14 protein-coding genes are annotated in these 18,541 nt (G+C 52.1%); 1 reads left to right on the forward strand and 13 read right to left on the reverse strand.

The window, feature by feature from the left end; all coding sequences use genetic code 11:
- Window positions 1-2: 2 nt before the first annotated feature.
- Window positions 3-2,192, forward strand: coding sequence for a polysaccharide biosynthesis tyrosine autokinase (locus SJY29_RS04735; protein ID WP_400087431.1), 2,190 nt, complete (start codon window positions 3-5; stop codon window positions 2,190-2,192).
- 196 nt (window positions 2,193-2,388) lie between these two features.
- Here SJY29_RS04735 and SJY29_RS04740 read toward each other — a convergent pair whose 3' ends face one another.
- The 13 genes from SJY29_RS04740 to SJY29_RS04800 all read right to left on the reverse strand — a co-directional run bounded on the left by SJY29_RS04740 (window position 2,389) and on the right by SJY29_RS04800 (window position 18,475).
- Window positions 2,389-3,132: a glycosyltransferase family 2 protein gene (locus tag SJY29_RS04740; protein ID WP_400087434.1), complete on the reverse strand. Its 744-nt coding sequence runs from the start codon at window positions 3,130-3,132 to the stop codon at window positions 2,389-2,391.
- Window positions 3,133-3,212: 80 nt separating this feature from the next.
- Window positions 3,213-4,490: a hypothetical protein gene (locus SJY29_RS04745; protein WP_400087437.1), complete on the reverse strand. Its 1,278-nt coding sequence runs from the start codon at window positions 4,488-4,490 to the stop codon at window positions 3,213-3,215.
- A 421-nt stretch (window positions 4,491-4,911) separates the two neighbouring features.
- Window positions 4,912-5,988, reverse strand: a complete 1,077-nt coding sequence (locus SJY29_RS04750; RefSeq protein WP_400087440.1) for a glycosyltransferase — start codon at window positions 5,986-5,988, stop codon at window positions 4,912-4,914.
- Window positions 5,989-5,996: 8 nt separating this feature from the next.
- On the reverse strand, window positions 5,997-6,806 hold the full coding sequence (locus SJY29_RS04755) for a glycosyltransferase family 2 protein (protein ID WP_400087443.1): 810 nt from the start codon (window positions 6,804-6,806) through the stop codon (window positions 5,997-5,999).
- A gap of 410 nt (window positions 6,807-7,216) precedes the next feature.
- Complete coding sequence (locus SJY29_RS04760) at window positions 7,217-8,812, reverse strand: hypothetical protein (protein WP_400088835.1); 1,596 nt, start codon at window positions 8,810-8,812, stop codon at window positions 7,217-7,219.
- On the reverse strand, window positions 8,739-10,124 hold the full coding sequence (locus SJY29_RS04765; protein WP_400087446.1) for a hypothetical protein: 1,386 nt from the start codon (window positions 10,122-10,124) through the stop codon (window positions 8,739-8,741). The genes SJY29_RS04760 and SJY29_RS04765 overlap by 74 nt, the downstream gene beginning before the upstream one ends.
- A gap of 134 nt (window positions 10,125-10,258) precedes the next feature.
- Complete coding sequence (locus tag SJY29_RS04770; protein WP_400087449.1) at window positions 10,259-11,233, reverse strand: UDP-glucuronic acid decarboxylase family protein; 975 nt, start codon at window positions 11,231-11,233, stop codon at window positions 10,259-10,261.
- A gap of 187 nt (window positions 11,234-11,420) precedes the next feature.
- Window positions 11,421-12,398, reverse strand: a complete 978-nt coding sequence (locus SJY29_RS04775; protein ID WP_400087452.1) for a glycosyltransferase family 2 protein — start codon at window positions 12,396-12,398, stop codon at window positions 11,421-11,423.
- 132 nt (window positions 12,399-12,530) lie between these two features.
- Window positions 12,531-13,223 carry an FkbM family methyltransferase gene (locus SJY29_RS04780; RefSeq protein WP_400087455.1) on the reverse strand — a complete coding sequence of 231 codons (693 nt, stop codon included), beginning with the start codon at window positions 13,221-13,223 and terminating at the stop codon, window positions 12,531-12,533.
- Between the two features lie 108 nt (window positions 13,224-13,331).
- Window positions 13,332-14,675, reverse strand: coding sequence for a flippase (locus SJY29_RS04785; protein ID WP_400087458.1), 1,344 nt, complete (start codon window positions 14,673-14,675; stop codon window positions 13,332-13,334).
- Between the two features lie 4 nt (window positions 14,676-14,679).
- Window positions 14,680-16,224, reverse strand: a complete 1,545-nt coding sequence (locus SJY29_RS04790) for an O-antigen ligase family protein (protein WP_400087461.1) — start codon at window positions 16,222-16,224, stop codon at window positions 14,680-14,682.
- A gap of 248 nt (window positions 16,225-16,472) precedes the next feature.
- Entirely contained in the window at window positions 16,473-17,657 is a 1,185-nt protein-coding gene (locus tag SJY29_RS04795; RefSeq protein ID WP_400087464.1) for a phenylacetate--CoA ligase family protein, read from the reverse strand.
- The gene (locus SJY29_RS04800; protein WP_055293221.1) at window positions 17,654-18,475 is read right to left on the reverse strand and encodes an ABC transporter ATP-binding protein; all 822 of its coding nucleotides are present in this window, start codon (window positions 18,473-18,475) and stop codon (window positions 17,654-17,656) included. Before SJY29_RS04800 ends, SJY29_RS04795 begins: the two co-directional genes overlap by 4 nt.
- Window positions 18,476-18,541 lie beyond the last annotated feature (66 nt).

Raw genomic sequence — 18,541 nt, forward strand, 5'->3', positions numbered from 1 at the left:
CAATGACGGACCAGCTACAGACCCGGCGTGATCCGATCGAGGACGACGAAATTGATCTGCTCCAACTGTTCGGACAGATATGGGCAGGCAAAGTCACAATCATTATTTTTGCGCTCTTTGGAGTGCTGGCGGGGCTGTTTTATGTCCTGAACACGCCCCCCACATATCAAGCCGACAGCCTCTTGCAACTCGAAGAAAAGGCAAGCCAACTGGGTCTGCCGGAAAGCCTTGCCGACCTGTCAGGGGATAGCCCGCGCGCCGTTACCGAGATCGAGATCATCAGGTCGCGCATGGTGGTCGGGCGTGCTGTGTCCCGGCTCAATCTTGATTGGTATGCCGCACCACTTCAGGCGCCGGTCATCGGACACTTGCTCGCGACACAGGATCTCCCGCTTCCTGCCTGGGGTTTTCTGGCCCAATTTGCCCGCCCCGGTGATGCCATCCGCCTTGATCTGCTTGATGTTCCCGCCGTCTGGCTGGGTGAGGAAATTCGCCTGACAGCAGAGGGTGAGGGGCGCTTTGTACTGACCTTGCCAAACGGACAGCAGGTGCAGGGACAGGTGGGCGAACCCGTGATTGCGGAAGACGTCGGGCTGTCGCTGCGCGTTGGTGCGCTTGTCGCAGAACCGGGCCGCGTCTTTATCCTTGAACAACTCTCTGAAATTGAGGCGATCGCACGCGTTGCGGATGCGCTGAGCATTGCTGAACAAGGGCGCAATTCCGGCATTTTGCGGATGACCTATGAGGCCGATTCACCCGAGACGGCAAGGCGCACACTCGACGCGATTGCGCAGGGCTACCTGTCTCAGAATGCCGACCGCAGTGCGGCAGAGGCCGACAGCGGTCTTGCCTTCGTTGAGAGCCAACTGCCAGCCGCACGCGAGGCGGTGCAAGAGGCAGAAGCCGCGCTGAACACCTTTCGGCAGGATGAAGAGGCTATCAACCTGAGCGCCGAGGGCGAGGCGCTTCTGACGCAGATCCGCACGCTTGAGGCTGAACTAATCGATCTCGCGGCCGTCGAGGAAGAGGTGGCAGAGCGGTACACGCGCAACCACCCCGAATACCAGAGATTGCTGAATAACAGAGAGCGGATCGAAGACCGTCTTGCCAGCCTGCGTGAGGAAGTACGGGCATTGCCCGCGACGCAGCGTGAGGTGCTGAACCTGACACAGGACCTCGAACTGGCGCGCGAGGTGTTTATTCAACTGCGCAATCGCGCGCAGGAATTACAGGTCTTGAGGGCAAGCAACATCGGGAACGTCCGTATCGTCGACACAGCACGCACCGCCGAGCGGCCCGTTTCTCCACGCAAGCTCCTCGTTCTTGCGATTGCCGGTTTGCTGGGGCTGATGTGCGGAACTGCAGTGGTTTTGACAAAGCGATATCTGCGCAAGACCGTTGACGGTAGCGAAGAGCTTGAGGCCATGGGTCTTCCTGTATTCGCGACGCTCAATCGCCATCCGTCGGCACCACAATCGGCAAAGGGCCGAAAGAACCTGCCTCTTGTCGCAGTTGAAACGCCCGGTGATCTCTTTGTTGAAGGTTTGCGTTCACTGCGGACAGGGCTCCACTTTGGCATGCTGGACGCGCAGACGCGGTCCGTTGTCTTCACCAGCCCTGCGCCAGGCGTCGGCAAGAGCTTCATTTCTGCTAACCTCGCAGTTGTTGCGGCGCAGTCAGGACAGAAAGTGTGTCTGATTGACGCCGACATGCGACGCGGGCAGCAGCGCAAATATTTTGGGTTGTCCAAAGGCCATCCGGGCCTTGCTCAGGTCCTTTCGGGCAAAGTCGAACTTGCTTCAGCACTCGTTTCGACACAGGTGGATAATCTCTCCGTGCTTTCCAGCGGCCCTTTCCCCCCAAATCCGTCCGAACTCCTGATGCGGGAGGACCTTTCTAGGCTGATCAAGCTCCTCGACGGGGACTTCGACCTGATTATCATCGATGCGCCCCCTGTGCTTGCCGTGACCGACCCTGTCGTCCTCGGACGTGCCGCAGGTGCTGTGATTGCGGTGGCTCGCTTCGGACGGACACACCCAGGTGAGGTACTCGCTATGAAGAAGACGCTTGAGACTTCCGGCGTGAAGCTCTCGGGCGCGATCCTTAATGACTTTGACCCCAAGAGCGCGCGGGGGCGTTACGGCTATAGTTATGCGTACAATGCGCGGTACAGTTACAAGTCAGGTGAGTGAGGAGAGGTATTCACTTTACCCCGTTTGTAGCGAAGTAAATCCCGATTTATAATGTCGTTCGGCCACCCAAGGTGACAGCTCGCACCGGTGACTTTGCCACGTATACATCGTTGAACTCTAGAAATAACTGGATCAGCGGCGTTTAGATCGACAGCACATCGGTGCATTCCTTGTTCACGCGCCAACTGCAGCCAAGCTACCCAAAGAATTGCGGAACTTTTCTGAGGTTCTTCGAAGTAAGTGCAAGAATGCCGCCCACGCCATTTGAGCGCAGTGCACGATAGTCCTCAACGCTCTTGCGCCAAATACGTTCCAATGATCGGTTGCTTTCCCCGCCGACCCGCATCTTTACGAGCACTTCCGGAATATAGACAGGATCAATATTGTTGCACCAGAACCAGCGCAGCATAGCATCGTAATCTGCAGCAATTTGATAGGAAGTATCATAAACTCCAAACTGCTCGAAGACCGCTCGTCGCACAAATAAAGTTGGATGCGGAGGCATCCATCCACGCCTTAATTTTCTGCGGTCGAAATCACCCGAGCTCCAACGCCGCCTGATTCGATCAGTGTCAGATGACGAGACGTAGTCGAGATCGCCGTACACCGCATCAGCTGACGTCTGCGCGAAACATGTTGCTGCCTTTGCGAGAACGTTCTGGTGCGAGTAAAAATCGTCGCTGTGCATGATACCAATGATATCTCCACTAGCGTTCTCGATCCCTTTGTTCAGAGCGTCATAGATCCCACGATCAGGCTCGGAAATTAGCACCATTCCTTCATGACGATGGGCTTCAATGACTTCAAGAGTGCCGTCAGTAGATGCTCCGTCGATGACCACATGTTCAACATTGGCGTACGTCTGTTGTGTTACGCTATCGAGCGCCGCGCCGATTGTCTTTGACCGGTTATAGACAGCGGTGATGATCGTGAACTTCAAGTGACGGTTTCTCCATAAGAAGCGCTATTTTTACTTGTTCTATTTTCCAAGTTAAGTCCACCTCATACAGCCGAGGCGGATTACTGATCTTGGTTAACGGAATCGTAACTCTGGGCCCTCTTGGCGCGTTTGAATCTGCTCAAGGTAAATAGAGCGCAAAATAACAGGGTCCCACCTAGGGAGAAGTATCCTATTCCTCTAAATATGAGTTCGATGATGAACCCGTAAATACAGCAGTATGCAAAAAGGATTTGTGGAGCGAGCCGGTTACGACCGGTGTAGTGCTTTTGAATATTTCTGAAAGCGACAACTATCATGAAGCCAAGTGGAGCGACCATTGTAACCGCAAGAATTCCAAACTCACCAAACAGCTTTGCAACCAAGAAGCTGCCATCTCTTGTGTTTATGATAGACCCGCCGAGTATTTCTTGAATTCTGCTCGTGCTATCAAATCCAAGATCAGAAGTGCCCAATTGCTGGAAGCCGAACCCCAACAAGTATTCTGCCGTAAAAGCAGACTTAACCAGATCAATTCCTTGCTGATAAACCAGAACACTCAAGTTTTCGGAATAACCAAATGTTAGTCGGTCTAAGTAATATTCTAATCCATACCCTGCTAGAATAGACTGAGTGAGTAATAAAATCACATCAGTTAAATATATAAGACCCAAAATAGCAATTGGTACCAGCCAAATTGGGACTCGGATGAGAGTGATGATTACGATTAGAATTAAGAATACCGAACTGTAAACTTCTAGGATCATAAACGGAATAAATGTGAGGCTAAGGAGTATAATTCTTCGATTCCTTGACGCCAGACCGTAAATTGCAAATGGGGTGAGTGCGAGCGTGAAATGGGAAGGCTCGGAAAATGGCGGAATAGATGAAGGAAGCCCCAAGATATGAAAGGCAATGCCACTTGTCACAAAAGAGAGAAATCCAAGGATCAGCAAAAGCACTGCAAGCTGCGTTATCGTGCGATCAAATGCATCAGCTGACATGAGAAGTGCATTGCGCGCTACAGTGTCAGTCACCAAGATGATGAGATTTATGACGATGAGACTGAGCAGGGCGCGGTCCCATAGGATACTGACAGTCGGGTTAGCGACACTGACAATAAGTAGATGCAGGGGTAGGATAATGGTTGTGATGAGCAGGACTGCTACGGCAGTCTTGCTAACCGTTGGTTTGAGAAGCAAGAACTCGAGTACAAGTACCATGGCTGCGAACAGCGATAGCCCCAGAGCATAGGAAGAACCAAACCCCAAAAAATGCAAACCTGGTGGAAGGAGCAATAGCCCGCCGAGCGACCATCTCATCGCTTGTCCGGGACTGCGTGCTTGTCTAATCTGGTTCATTAACCACCATTAGAGTACTAGTTTTACCCCGTTCAAGGGGTATGTTGCACATGCCTGCTGAGATTGCCCCTATTTTATGACCCAGCCAATGTCCTAGACTGTTTGTGATCGGTGCCGGAGGATATGGAGCACTTGGCGATCTAGTTGCCGCACTAACAAATACACCATTAGCGTAGTTGTGATCTAATAGATGGGTTATGGTGAGAAAAATCCAAAAATGCTCATTTTCGAAATCTCCCCTTTGTACGTAATCCTGGTGGTTCGCCAATCATCAGGTGTCTGTCATAAAAGTTCATCTGGCTGGTAAGTATCGCTTTAAGACGTCCGGAAATCGTTGGGTGTATCGGCAATAGCGGTATCCAGCGGCAGATGGTTTTAGCCTCGGTATGTTCGAGAAGCTGCCACGCAGACTTGCTCACTGTTAGTGTGTTCGTTCTTTTGCTTCTGAAACAGCTAGATTGCAGACTTCAAAAAAACGTTTAGCGACCTCGTGCCAGGTTTCGGGAAACCTTCGTCTTTGTTCCGACCAGTCTTGAATTTTACCCCTTGGAACAGTCTCGTACAGCTGGTCGATTGCAGAAGCAAAGGAAGCGAAGCTATCGGGATCAAAGTATATGGCGCCTTCTGCGCATATTGATCGCGCATAAGGCAAATCTGGACAAATTATTGGTTTTTCAAGCCATATCGCCTCAATGAGTGGCAACCCGTAACTTTCGGCTTTTGACAGGAATACGAGAGCATCGCTCTCCTCATAGTGTCTCATTACCTCTGAAAAATCCAATTCACCAACGCAATTAATCCATGTTGCATCTTTGCGAGGGTTGAGTTGTGGTGAAATTGTTAACGTCAAAGACTCGATGCGATCAGCCAAGCCCTCAGCATGAGGTGAATTCAGCAAGGCGTGGTTTTTGTGTGGGTAGGCGCGCGCCGGGTAGAAAAGTCGCAATGACTTTCTTTCCGTCTTCATCTTGGCAGAATTCGCTCTTGGTCTGTGTGTAACCCACTTTGGGGGAGGGTGCGGAATAACGTGTACATGCCCTTCATCAATGTTATATCGGCTACAAAGCGCTGTTTTCATGACTTCAGTTTGAACAATGAATTGTGAAACATACTTGGAATTGATTGAGAACAAGAGTTGCATAAGGCTTGTTTTGAAGTATTCCAAAGTTAGCCTTGGCCGTGGTCTTTCGACTAGATGCAGATTGTGAACCAAAACCACTTGACCCTTCAGTCTTCTAATCGGCATGTCGCCAAGTACAATAAAAGGTCCACACCCCATTAAGCCCGCACCGGGAAAGAGTACCTCCAAAGCACGAGATATGGGTTTTGGCAAAAAGCGTCTTTTCTTAATGGAATTGACACCGAAATCTTTAGTGATTAGCTCGAATTGATCTGTATCCGGTGTCAGAACCTTAGAAATACTTGGGTTAATAGCGAGTAGTTCCGGGAGCAGGTTCTCGACGAGTCTGACGGCTCCGAGCCCCTCAATATTGGTCATATGTATGATCATTTTGGAAGCAAACGATTGCGTCTCTGAGATGCAAAACTCAAAGCACTGCGTGCGCGGATCAAAATCGTCCAAATGATACCTTTGGCATAAGTGAATAACCAGTCAAACGTAATTGGATAGCCATAGTCTATCTGGATCTTCCTGACCTCCATTAATGATTTTATTCGGTTTTCACGCAAACTGGATTTTCCACCTTCATGATGATTGGCGATACACAGATTTTCAAGGAAAACCGGCTCTGCGATCGTCAAGGATTGGATGATGATCTTGTAGTCTCCTGCAATCTGCAGTTCCGTATCAAAACCGCCAAAGCGGTCGAACAAGGAACGTGCATGAAAAACGCCCTGATGTGGTATTGGCATTCTTGATCTGACATGTCGCTTGGCGATCTCCCAGCGCGGGCCCCAAATCTTTTGCCGACCATCACCATAAACATAGTTGATCGCGCCGTAAGCTATCATCGTAGTTTCGTCCAAGTTGACAAGCTGTTTCATTGCCTGCTCGATGATGTTGGGGGCATGAAGTGTATCGTCGGCACCCATAACATAGATCCAGTCACCCGTCGTCCTATCAATGGCCTTGTTCAACGCATCATAGAGGCCGCGGTCAGGTTCACTAATCCAATTGCCTAGCTTGCCTGAGTAGCTCCTGAGAATATCCAGCGTTCCATCAGTCGACGCACCATCAGCAACGACGACCTCAATATGCGGATAGGTCTGTTCAAAAATACTGGTGAGACAGTCTTCTAGGGTTCTTGCGCAGTTATAGGTTGCGATGATGATCGATAGCTTCGTAGTTGATTTCATCTAAATAATTCCATTGACAAGCGACCCCGTCGCGCAAACTTAGATTTCGCTGACAAGACACAATAAAGCAAGTTGCAGCGCTGTGCTGCCTTCTTGATCTGATAATATTGAATGGTTCAATGGTCGATGAGTTTGGGGATAGGATAGCACTAATTGCAATCGCTACATAGTCGATGGGTAAGCCGGTTCTGCGGCAATGTCTCTGTTCGGATCAATTCACCTGGATTGAGCACTGTAAGACCGGAACGCCTACAAATCCAGGGGCGCCTTTATCTGAAGCTCCTCATGTCACGCTCTTCCTCATATAGGTCGCCCCACATTTAAGGCCATACATGAAGCCGAATATATCGGGCGGTCCCAACCATCAGTTGGGACCGCCCTGGAAGTCTGCAATGATTGCGGACTGGGATTTAGGTGATGTTGAAGAAGTCGAACAAGCCCGTATCGCCTGCATCAGCCTCAAACAGACCCGTTTCATCAAAGGTCCAGACGTCATAGTCGACAACAGATCCGTCTGACGCGTCTGTTATTTCAAGCAGAAGCTGATAACCGACCTCATCGCTGTCTTCCACCGCCTCGATAGCAGTAAAGACGAAGGTGTCTTCTCCTTGGACGTCCTCGAATTGAGTAATTGGCAAGACACCTGAACCGGTATCTCCTGTCAATCCAATCGGTCCGGCACCATCGTTGACAAAATATTGCCCACTTGGTCCTTCAGTCAGTGCTACGGTGCCGATATCCTCGATAAGTGTCGCGCCGATACCTTCAACGTCATCGAGACCATCAACATCGAACCCGATCTCTGTTGCGCGAATGTCAGCCGCATTGCCTGCCACGTTCACATCTGAAACCCATGCACCTTCTGCAGTGACGGTCCAGACAAACAGGTCGCCATTCTCGGCGTTCTCGAAGAGGACAAAGTAGCCATCCGACGGCGCACCCGCTGCTGCTTGTGTAGCAACATAACCTGGATAGGTCGTATCGGTGATCGGTGCACCATCGCGTGTGATTGCAAAGGTGGTGACACCGTCGTTCAGGACATATGCGCCGGTTTCTGTGCTTTCGAGAGCAACATCTACAGTCGAGTCGATGACTGTGTTTTCGCCCCCTGCACCTATGCCCTCTACATCATCAAGGCCGTCAACATCGAAGCCGATTTCCGTCGCGCGGATCGCAGCGGCATCTCCGGCGACATTGATGTCAGAGACGTAGGCGCCTTCTGCGGTCAGTGTCCAGACGAAGAGGTCGCCGTTTACGGCATTCTCGAAGAGCACCTTGTAGCCACCGGTTTCCGGATCGGCTGCAGCCTGCGTTGCGACATAACCTGCATAGGTCGTATCGGTGATCGGCGCACCATCGCGTGTGATTGCAAAAGTGGTGACACCGTCGTTCAGGACATATGCGCCGCTGGCTGTGCTTTCGAGAGCGACGTCTTCAGTCGAGTCGATGACTGTGTTTGGATCGGTTGATGGTTCCGCACCGATGCCTTCCACATCATCAAGGCCATCAACATCGAAGCCGATTTCCGTTTCACGGATTGCGGCAGCGTCACCGGCGACGTTCACGTCAGAGACCCATGCGCCTTCTGCGGTCAGTGTCCAGACGAAGAGGTCGCCGTTTACGGCATTCTCGAAGAGTACCTTGTAGCCACCGGTTTCCGCATCGGCTGCAGCCTGCGTTGCGACATAACCTGCATAGGTCGTATCGGTGATCGGCGCACCATCGCGTGTGATTGCAAAGGTCGTCACACCGTCGTTCAGGACATATGCGCCGCTGGCTGTGCTTTCGAGAGCGACGTCTTCAGTCGAGTCGATGACTGTGTTTGGATCGGTTGATGGTTCCGCACCAATGCCTTCCACATCATCAAGGCCATCAACATCGAAGCCGATTTCCGTTTCACGGATTGCGGCAGCGTCACCGGCGACGTTCACGTCAGAGACCCATGCGCCTTCTGCGGTCAGTGTCCAGACGAAGAGGTCGCCGTTTACGGCATTCTCGAAGAGCACCTTGTAGCCACCGGTTTCCGGATCGGCTGCAGCCTGCGTTGCGATATAACCTGCATAGGTCGTATCGGTGATCGGTGCACCATCGCGTGTGATCGCAAAGGTCGTCACACCGTCGTTCAGGACATATGCGCCGGTTTCTGTGCTTTCGAGAGCGACGTCGGCTGTCGAGTTCGATGACTGTGCTTTCGCCCCCTGCACCAATGCCTTCCACATCATCAAGGCCATCAACATCGAAGCCGATTTCCGTCGCGCGGATCGCAGCGGCATCTCCGGCGACATTGATGTCAGAGACGTAGGCGCCTTCTGCGGTCAGTGTCCAGACGAAGAGGTCGCCGTTTACAGCATTCTCGAAGAGCACCTTGTAGCCACCGGTTTCCGGATCGGCTGCAGCCTGCGTTGCGACATAACCTGCATAGGTCGTATCGGTGATCGGCGCACCATCGCGTGTGATTGCAAAGGTCGTCACACCGTCGTTCAGGACATATGCGCCGCTGGCTGTGCTTTCGAGAGCGACGTCTTCAGTCGAGTCGATGACTGTGTTTGGATCGGTTGATGGTTCCGCACCAATGCCTTCCACATCATCAAGGCCATCAACATCGAAGCCGATTTCCGTTTCACGGATTGCGGCAGCGTCACCGGCGACGTTCACGTCAGAGACCCATGCGCCTTCTGCGGTCAGTGTCCAGACGAAGAGGTCGCCGTTTACGGCATTCTCGAAGAGCACCTTGTAGCCACCGGTTTCCGGATCGGCTGCAGCCTGCGTTGCGATATAACCTGCATAGGTCGTATCGGTGATCGGTGCACCATCGCGTGTGATCGCAAAGGTCGTCACACCGTCGTTCAGGACATATGCGCCCTCTGGTGTACTCTCAAGCGCCACGTCGGCTGTCGAGTTGATGACTGTGTTTGGATCAACTGGTGGCTCTGCACCGATGCCCTCTACATCATCAAGCCCATCAACGCCAAAGCCGATTTCCGTCGCGCGGATTGCCTCAGCATCACCGGCGATGTTGACATCAGAAACGTAGGCGCCTTCTGCGGTAACGGTCCAAACAAAGATGTCGCCATTCTCGGAATTCTGGAAGAGCACCTTGTAGCCGTCAGAATCCGGCGTATCGTCAGCCGCCGCTTGGGTTGCCACGTAACCGGGGTAGGTCAGGTCGCTTACAATTGCGCCATCACGGGAAATAAAAGCCCCAGTTTCAGGGATTGGCTCACCGAATTCATCAAGGTCAACGATGAAATACTCACCAGTCACATCGTCCTGTTGCAGACCAACGGTGCCGATGGCTTCAAGGAATTGTAGGGTCATGATCACTCCAAATTTTGTAGAATTTTAGTAGATTTCTCGAAATTGTTAATCTCAGAAAGTGTCTCCATTGAGGCAATTTTAGGATGATGCGCGGGCTTTTGTGACTGGTATCCATCAAAGAGAACCCTGCACGGTCACTTGCTAACCTGCAGTTCAATCAAGCGATTTTGGAAGTGTTCAATGGTTCGGCGCAGACCATCCTTCAAGGGAATTTCGGGTTCCCACGCCAATAGCGATCTTGCTTTAGATATGTCTGGCTGCCGCTGCTTTGGGTCATCAGCCGGGAGATCAGTAAAGATTAATTCTGACTTTGATCCGGTGAGTGAGATGACTTCTTGAGCCAGCTCCAGCATGGTGAACTCTCCTGGGTTGCCGAGATTGATCGGGCCAGTGACGCTGGCATCGGTTTCCATCAGTCGGATCAATCCGTCGACAAGATCGTCAACATAGCAGAACGCGCGAGTCTGACTTCCATCTCCGTAAATCGTTATTGGATTACCTTTGAGTGCCTGAACAATGAAGTTTGAAACTACCCTTCCGTCTGCATGGTGCATACGTGGTCCGAAGGTATTGAAGATGCGGGCAACCTTGATTTCGAGACCATGCTGCCGATGATAGTCAAAGAATAGGGTCTCTGCGCAGCGTTTTCCTTCATCGTAGCAGGACCGCGGTCCAATTGGATTCACATTCCCCCAGTATTCCTCTGGCTGCGGGTGAACGCTTGGGTCGCCGTAGACTTCACTTGTCGAAGCTTGGAGGATTTTGCATTTGAGCCTCTTGGCGAGGCCAAGCATATTAATTGCGCCATGGACTGATGTCTTCGTCGTGGCAACTGGATCATATTGATAATGAACGGGTGACGCGGGGCACGCCAGATTGTAGATCTCATCTACCTCGACGTACAACGGGAAGGTTACATCGTGACGCATCAGTTCGAAGCGGCTGTGATTGTGTAGATGTTCGATATTGCGTTTGCTGCCGGTGAAAAGATTATCAACGCAAAGGATATCGTGGCCTTGCTCTAGCAAGCGATCTATCAAGTGTGAGCCAACAAAACCGGCCCCTCCGGTGACAAGTATTCGCTTGCGGCTGTCGTATAGTCTAGTCAAATTGGCCTCTTCTTTGCATTTACGCGGTGCTTGTTCACCTACTTACGCCACGGCACTACGCTAATCGTTCCATAGAGTGACGTCACGCGAAATGAATGCTGAAATCAACAGCCTGCACTTTTACGATGACGTTTACGTCAAGTCTCACTCTCACAATGATCGGAGTGTCAAGTAACCTGGCCGATCTTCATTTCCATACCATAAGCCGCTTTCGGGTATCATTCAGTTTCGACACTAACTTGATCCGCAAAAGGTCTGTTTTGACAATTGATATCCATGTTTCAGAAAACCAAAACCGTCCTATGAACCGATCAGCACCCATGTGGACTGTACGTTCTTTGGGATCGACAATTGGCCAGGACAATTCGTTTAGAGGCAAGTTGCTCCTGATCGGATCCGTGCCGAACGTATGCGTGGCGTCATCCGAAAAACCGAGATTTGTAACAAGGTTCACTGACGGTGCGATTGTCAATCCGTTGTGGCGCCAACAACTGTAAATCCACTGATAATCCCAAGTGTCGATTTCACCGTCATATGTCCTTTGGAGAAGTCGTTTCCATGTCACTTGAAATGCATAGTCATGAGGCCGTAGGTTGCGTAGAACCTTTTTGTTACCTTCTGAAAGCCAGCTTTTAAGCTCAAGATCATATTTCCCCCAAGATCGTGCCCAAGTAGCCCAACCCCACATCAGCGCGTAGTTTGAAAAGAAATAACTACTGTCAAATGTCAAACCATTGGTGATGTTTGTGCCAGTCACCGCCATAATCTCATCGTCATCCTGATAGCGTTTGAGCATGTCTTGGCAGAACCAGAAGAAGCTTGCACTCGGTAGACAGTCGTCTTCGAGTATTATTCCCGCTGGCTCATGTTCGAAGAACCAACTTATGGCTCCGCTCACAGCATATTTGCATCCGAGGTTTTTTTCTCGAAAAAGCGTCTTGAGTTCGCAAGGCCAATCAACCGCTGTAGCGATTTCACGCACTTGTGCAACGCGTTCAGCTTCGCCGGGTTTCCCCTCGCGCGGTGCGTCTGCTGCAACATAGAGTCGTTCGGGTCTTGCTTTTCTGATTGCTTCAAAAACCCGAGCGGTTGTGTCCGGGCGATTGAATACCAAAAACAGAACTGGCGTTTGCAGCGCAGCGGAAGAATCAAGCTTTTGGTTCATGCAGTGGTGACCTCGATAATCTCACAGCGTGCTGATGTTGGTTCCGGGGTCGAGGTGGCGCATGTGAACTAGTGAACTGCATGCTGCTTTCGCCGGAGGAAAGATGTTCGTATCCCGTACTCTTTAGATCCGCTATCGCCCTTCATCAAGAACAGCAACTATGTTTTGGTAAGCGTAGATTTCGCAGTAAAGAGGCTGGTAGTTCGGTAGCTCAAGCATTTCGTTTGGTAGTAAACGAAAGAACTTATACTGGTGAAGAATCCTATCAAAGTCTTTGAAAAAGGTTCTTGAAATCACATTCATTTCGTTAAATTCGAAGTGGATCGCCTTGATCATGCCTTGCGCCAAAGTCTCCCTGGCCCCCTTCAAAACCTCAAGTTCATTGCCTTCAGTATCAATTTTGAGAAGACTTATTTCAGCGATCGCGTTCTCTGACACAAACTGATCAAGCGTCACCACATCCACTTGGTGGGAAATATAACCATCGGCACCATGAATCTCTGTGATGACTTCTTGGAATAGGGATGCGTGCTGCGATCCGTCCCTGTCGGAATAATCAAAAAGCGCAAGCTTGCCAGGGGCGCTGGCAACTCCTTTGTTGATTGCCACAATGTTCGGCTTGTCCTTAACGCGCGCTGCCAACTCCTCGAACGTTTTCGGATGCGGTTCAAAAGCGAATATCTGCAAGGATCTGTTTAGGGCCAACGCGTCCGTGCTGTACTGGCCAGTGTTTGCGCCCACATCGATCAAAACGCCTGTTTTGTTGGGTAAATATCTTCTTAGGAAGGCCCGTTCGCCTGTGACCGCAGATGATCCATAGTTCATCACGCCTAGTCCGCCGAGAGATAGGGAAAACAGAAACCTGTTGAGTCTTGCGAACCTTTTGCGTGCAAAGATGAATACGTAAATTGCTCTGATGGACTTTAGCATCGGTTAGTCGCCTCTGTGTGATTGCTTCTTCAGCATCCTAAACGGATTCATTGCCGCCGTTTTTACTAGGAACATTGCACGTGTTGCAGGATGAAGCGCGTCATACAACCAAGCAGCAGTTGCCTGTGAAAAAACAGTGGCGATTGCGGCGCCCGTCATTCCATACAATGGTATCAGCCAAAGATTCAAAGCAACATTTACCAGCGCCCCGAGGATCGTTCGCTGCAAGTTCAACATCGGTCTGTTCTCTGCGAGGAACCAATGGTTGCTTGCCACCCCAAGTGACACAAATACGGACGCCCAGATGTGGATGGCCAATACTGCACCTGCGCCCGCATAGGCCGCGCCGAACAGCAGATGTATGATAGGAGTGGCGAGGAATGTGAACGGTATCGCCACTGCAAAGCTCAGTACCACCACCAGTTCGTACAGCTTCTTGAGCCTTTCATTATACTGCACAACGCTGCGCTGCCGGGATTCAATAAGAGATGGAAGTACGCTGTTGGAAATCGCAACAGGGACGAAATACCAGAGCACACTGATCTGAACAGCGGCGCTGTAGATGCCAACTGCTTCATCTCCGATCATCTGCCCCAGCATAATCTGGTCAATCTTCATGTAGACTGTGATTGCAATTGCTGAAATTGCGAGGGGCCAACTGTCTGCCAGTAAGGAACGAGCGCGTTGAGTGCTCGCACTTAGGCTGCTCAACGCAACCCCATTGCGACTGAGAACGGTCAGCAACACGACTGCAACCACGATCGCTTCAACCAACATCGCCCAAGCAAAGGTCAATAGAGGTGCCTGTGCCAATATCAGATACACTTTCACCAAAGAAAATATGATGAATGCGCTGCTTTGAACCCAAACAGTGTACTTGGACAAAACCTGTGACTCGAACCAATAGGCGGCAACCTCACTTGCCTTGAGTAGCATCATTGCCCCGAGTATGGCGACAATACTGCGAGCGAGTGGATCATCTGCCCTGAGTATGGAGATCGCAGCAAGCATAATGAGGAAAGAAACCAGTCCACCGATTAGCTGAAGCACAGCGGCTGAACCGAGTGTCAAGCTGGCGTTTGCGGGGTCGCGGACGATGTCACGCACGACAACTCCATTAAGGCCAAGCGCAGCAAGCGCCCCGAATAGTCCGGAAAATGCCATAGCATAACTAAGAATTCCGAACTGCTCAGGACCTAAGTAGCGTGCTATCCAGATCCCTACGAACAGTCCGACACTCATGCGTAAGACTTTGTCGAAGAATAGCCAGCTGATATTTTCAGCTATTCTGATAAGACTTGGCCTATGGCTTATGCGACGGCGTATAAATGCGGGGATCAGTGACACTGAATTAACCGCGGATAATAGGTTTGTTGCGGTACGAAAGGTTCTGGCGGACCGGCTGATTTTTGACGGAAGGCTTGCGTTCGATGAAAGCAGTAGATGCTGAGTTGATTTGGACCGGAAACATCCCTTGGAACGATATATCGCCCCATGTGTCCGCAAATCTGATCGTGCTTGCGAAACCTGTGGAAGCGAGTTGCAAAGTGTTCTCGGTCTTTCTTGGAAGCGCGTAGGCCCTGTCCTTCACTTTCACTTGTAGTGATGTGCGATCACCGGTTTTGTTTGGCAGTACTCGATCGGGTTGAGCCATGCTGAACCATGGTTCATGCGAGCTATTCTGGTGTAGGAGACCTCCAATCGCGACTAGCCGTGCAAAGGCGATCAAGGCAATCACAGTAGAAAATGGATAGAATAGTCCGCCGTCAACTAAGGCGTGGATACACATCGTGGCGAGCAAGGATAAAGGGGCAAGCGATAAAACCGGTTGCTCTTTCAGCGCCTTCAAAACACTGGGCAAAAATGACATTATGACAGCGGTTATAAGAACTGTCCCGACTATGCCCCAATGCAGGAGAACCTGAAGGACAATATTGTGGGGGTGGCGGAAGGGCAGACCTTGATACTCCGGAATCTGACCCATGATTGCGGGGCCGTATCCCCAAAGCCAGTTTTGCTGAATGGCAATTGCCGAGAAGTTCCAAACCTCGCGGCGACCAGATAGCATCTCAGTCCCTGTTTGGCTGATAGCGTCAACGCCTCTTCCGAAGACGGGCTTCCATGGCAGAGGGGGGAGGAATTCCGAGACAACTATGGCAACGCAGATCACGCCTATCAGTATAAAAACGCGATAGGAAAAAACTTTCTTCCGATGCCACACCACAAACGTTGCGGCAATGAACAGGCCCGAAGCAAGGGCAACAGCACCTCCGCGTGAACCAGTGTACAGAATGTAAAAGACAGCCATCGTAAAACTGAAAAGCGGCAGGATCGCTTTATTTCTACACACTACAAATTGCATGGCTACCATGGCCGCTGCTGGAGCAAGTAAATATCCCAAGTGCCGTATATTATCGAAAGCAGGCAGTCTGTTTTGGCGGATTTCTTCGGGCCATATGGCCCAGGCGATCAAGAACGCGCAGACATGAAAAATTGCCGTGAAGCCCAAAATTGTCCAGATCACTTCAGTCCGATCCGGATCCGCATAATAGAAGTAGTTCACGAGTGCCACAAAAAAGAAGATGTGGACAATCCACGATGGGGCCAAGATCGCAGCTGAGGGCACTGGTGACGTGAAAGAAATGAAGACGACGTAGACCACCAGTGATCCGATAAGACTACGCTGTATACTTGTCATCGGGGCGAAGAGATTTCTGACACCGATCTGCAGCGCCAATGCAAAAACAAAGGCGATCTGCGCGACCGTTGTTGGAACCTGCATGATTTCAATCGGCCCCGGCTCTGGATTGAGCCCAAAGGCGAGGAGTGGGAGCGAAGACATGACAACAGCACACAGCAGGATCAACTGGAGTGGCGAGTCGTCTTTTTTCAACATGTTCTCATCTTTGTACTGCCTTGACCCGCAGGTCCTCCTGTCGCGTACAACTACTCAGCAAACGCCCGATAACGCAAGCTGTTGCCCTCTCGCGGGATAATTTTGCCATCTGGGTACGCCAGCGCGCAAGGTTTCTTGTTCATACCTTGCTGCGCAAACAGGCGGATCCTGAAAGACCGGAGAAATGGTTTCGGACAGGCCACCCGGCCCTGCATGTTTACTGGGGGATGGTATATGTTCAGACAGGTCTATGCGCCTGCGACCGCCTGCTCAAGTACTGGCCGTTGGTCCGAGACGACAACGCCGTCGCGGGGCAGGGCGCCGATGGCGACAAGATCGATTCTGGCGCGCAGTTTCAGGATTTCGGAAACTGACACCTGAAACGCAGCCGGATCGGTTGCTTCTGTTTCAAGCTGCACTGTGATCTCGTCGCCGTTCGCACCGCGGTGTACCTCGACACGGGCCTTGGCCACATTTGCATGGCGCGCAACCAGGGTCGCCACTTGTTCGGGACGGATGAACATGCCTTTGACCTTGGTCGCCTGATCCGCCCGCCCGCGCCAGCCGACGATGCGTGTATTGGTCCGCCCGCAGGGGCTTTGACCGGGCAGTATCGCACTGAGATCACCGGTCGAGAACCGCAAAAGCGGATAATCGGGGTTGAGGACCGTGACCAGAACTTCACCAATCTCGCCTGCCGCAACAGGATCACCGGTGCCGGGGGTGACGATCTCGACGATCACGTCCTCATCCACGATCATGCCATCTGTGCTGTCAGCAAACTCGTAGGCGATCAGACCCGCATCTGCGGTCGCGTAGCATTGGCGGCACAGAATACCGCGCGCCTCATAGGCGGCGCGCATCTGGGGGAACAGCGGGCCGGCTGACACAGCCGCCTTTGTAATCCGGCTGAGATCAAGCCCCATCTCGTCACCTTTGGCGAGGATCGTGGCAAGATAATCCGGCGTCCCGATATAGGCGGTCGTGCCAATCGCGGCGGCGACTTCGGCCTGTTGCATGGTCTGACCGGGGCCTGCGGGGAAGACCACCATGCCGATCGCGCGTGCGGCGCTTTCAAACATCATGCCTGCGGGGGTGAAATGATAGGCAAATGTGTTCTGGGCCACATCCGATGCATCAAAGCCCATCGCGGCCAGAAACCGTCCCATGCGCCAGAAATCCGGCCGTGTGCTGCCCGGTTCATAGATCGGGCCGGGCGACTGGAAGATGTGACTGACGTTGCGGGCAGGGACTGCGCCGAAAGGCGGGTTTTCGGCCTGCCCACGGCAGAGGGCGTCTTTGCGCATGACCGGCAGACGCGCCAGATCCGTCAAAGAGGCAAGGCCCGCCTCCGGAAAAATCTCTTGTGCCGCTTTGAGTTGCGCGGCCAGTCTTTCGTCCTGAGAACGGGTTTCGAGGGTGTTCATGCTCATGCCAACCACCTTTTGCGCCGCCGGTAACTGCGCACATCACGGAATGATTTACGCCCCTCGTCAGAGAGGCCGAGATAAAACTCTTTCACGTCGGGGTTTTCGCGCAACTCTGCCGCGGGGCCTTCCATCACAACGCGCCCGGATTCCAGAATATAGCCGCGATGGGCGAACCGCAGGGCCACGTTCGTGTTCTGCTCGGCTAGCAGAAAGGACACGCCCTCATTTTCATTCAGGGATTTTACGATCCCGAAGATCTCTTCTACCAGTTGCGGCGCAAGTCCCATTGAGGGTTCGTCCAGCAGGATCGTCTCGGGGCGGGACATCAGGGCGCGGCCAATCGCGCACATCTGTTGTTCCCCGCCCGAGGTATAGCCAGCCTGTGATTTGCGCCGTTCGCGCAGGCGGGGGAAATAATTGTAGACCATCTCAAGGTCGGCCTGCACGGCCGCACCGCCATCGCTGCGCGTATAGGCGCCCGTCAGCAGGTTCTCTTCAATGGTCAGGTGCTCAAAGCAATGGCGGCCTTCCATGACCTGCACAACGCCGCGCTTGACCAGCGCCTCGGGCGACAGGTCTTGGACGGGTTCACCGCGATATGTGATTGCGCCCTTGGTCACTTCGCCGCGTTCAGAATGCAGCAGGTTGGAGATCGCCTTGAGCGTTGTTGTCTTGCCCGCCCCATTGCCACCCAGAAGGGCCGTAATGCCGCCTTTGGGCACGGTCAGGGACACGCCTTTCAGCACAAGGATCACGTGATTATAGATCACCTCGATGTTGTTGACCTCAAGCAGGGTCTCAACCGGTTTGTCATCCAGCATGGGGCGCGGCTCCGTTTGTGTTCATCGTGGCGGGCGGCCCAGAGATGGGCCGCCCGGTTTCTTGTG

Source organism: Yoonia sp. R78084, from assembly GCF_044595625.1.
Lineage (GTDB): Bacteria > Pseudomonadota > Alphaproteobacteria > Rhodobacterales > Rhodobacteraceae > Yoonia.